At 53.8% G+C, this 1,600-nt stretch carries 1 protein-coding gene; it reads left to right on the top strand.

Annotated elements, in window-relative coordinates:
• Window positions 1-77 precede the first annotated feature (77 nt).
• Window positions 78-1,502 carry an IS1182 family transposase gene (locus ACN1C3_RS33160; RefSeq protein ID WP_419119943.1) on the top strand — a complete coding sequence of 475 codons (1,425 nt, stop codon included), beginning with the start codon at window positions 78-80 and terminating at the stop codon, window positions 1,500-1,502.
• Window positions 1,503-1,600 lie beyond the last annotated feature (98 nt).

The raw sequence follows: 1,600 nt of genomic DNA, 5'->3' as shown, positions 1-1,600 counted from the left end.
CAGATTGTGTGAAAACCTAGCAATCTGCTCTCCGGTTCAAGAAAATGCCCGCATCGCAAGATGCGGGCATTTTTCTTATGCGCTATATCCAAGGTGAAGATCGCTGCCAGGGGGCACTGTTTCCAGTGTCACTTGACGAACTTATTCCCGAAGACCATCTGGTTCGGGTGATTGAGGCCTACATTTCCCGTCTCGATCTGGCACTGCTGGGTTTCGACAAAGCCAAACCCAAGGCCACCGGGCGGCCCTCGTACGACCCCGCCGATCTGCTCAAACTCTACCTGTACGGCTATTTCCAGCGCATCCGGTCTTCACGGCGACTTGAGGCTGAATGTCAGCGCAATGTCGAAGTCATGTGGCTGCTCGCTCGTTTGGCGCCGGACTTCAAAACCATTGCTGATTTTCGGCGCGACAACAGTGCCGCATTTACCGCTACTTGCCGCGCCTTTGTTCAATTTTGCCGACGAGTCGGCCTGATTGCCGGTGATCTGGTCGCTATCGATGGCAGCAAGTTTCAGGCGGTGGCGTCGAATCGCAAGCACATGACGCCGAAAAAGCTCAAACACCAGGAGGCTACTCTCGATAAGCGGATCGCTCGTTATTTGGCGCAGCTGGAGGAGTCGGACCGTAGCGAAGAGGGTGAGTCCATTGACCGCTCAGCCGTGCACACAGCGCTTCGTGAGTTGCAGGTAAAAAAGGCGAATAACCAGACCTGTCAGGTGCTGATGGAAGCTCAAGGTCTAGTTCAGCACATCGTTGGTGAGTCCGAAGCCCAGAAAATGCGGACACCTTCTGGCAAGTTCGTGGCTTACAACATCCAAAGCGCCGTGGATGCTGAACATTGTCTGATTTTGCACCATGAGGTGACTCAGGACGGTGCCGACCGGCAGCAGCTTGAGCCGATGGCAAAAGCCGCCAAAGATGAGTTACAGCAACCGCAATTAAACGTTACTGCCGATGCCGGTTACTCTAATGGCGAACAGTTTCAGGCCTGTGAAGACGCGGGTATCACCGCTTTCGTACCCCCTAATCGGTCGGTTAACAATCAAGGTGGCGCCACTGAGTTTTTCGATCGTGAGAACTTCAAATACGAGGAGGAAAGCGACGCTTATCAATGCCCTGCCGGTAAGTGGCTAACGCTCAAGCAGTTGAATAAAGGTGACCGGATTTATCAGGCGGCTGTCGCCGATTGCAGCGTTTGCCCATTAAAAAGCCGCTGCACCAAAGCAAGTCGCCGCTACTTAACCCGCCATACTCACGAAGCCGCCTTCGAGCGAATGGAACAACGAATGCGGGCACATCCCGAGATGATGGTCAGCCGGCGATCCATCGTCGAACACCCTTTCGGCAATCTCAAGCAATGGCTATTTGGAAATGGCCGGTTCTTGCTGCGTCAGTTGAAAGGCGCCAGAGCTGAAATGGCACTGGCGGTGCAGGCCTACAACTTGAAAAGAGCGATCAAGGTGCTGGGAGCGCGTCAATTGATGGCATTGATGGGCTGAAAGGCCCTTTTTTCCTGAGCACCTCAGAAAAACAAATGCCCCGACAAGTCGGGGCATTTGTTTTTTGGCCTTGGCCGGCTGTGTTTTCACACAGTCTG

It is taken from the genome of Pseudomonas sp. H11T01 (assembly GCF_048515765.1).
Classification (GTDB): Bacteria; Pseudomonadota; Gammaproteobacteria; order Pseudomonadales; family Pseudomonadaceae; genus Aquipseudomonas.
This window is presented reverse-complemented; position numbering and strand designations above follow the sequence as displayed.

Bases quoted from the DNA above. Each gene is read 5' to 3' on its own strand.
- ACN1C3_RS33160 (WP_419119943.1), top strand. From the start codon at position 78: ATGCGCTATATCCAAGGTGAAGATCGCTGCCAGGGGGCACTGTTTCCA.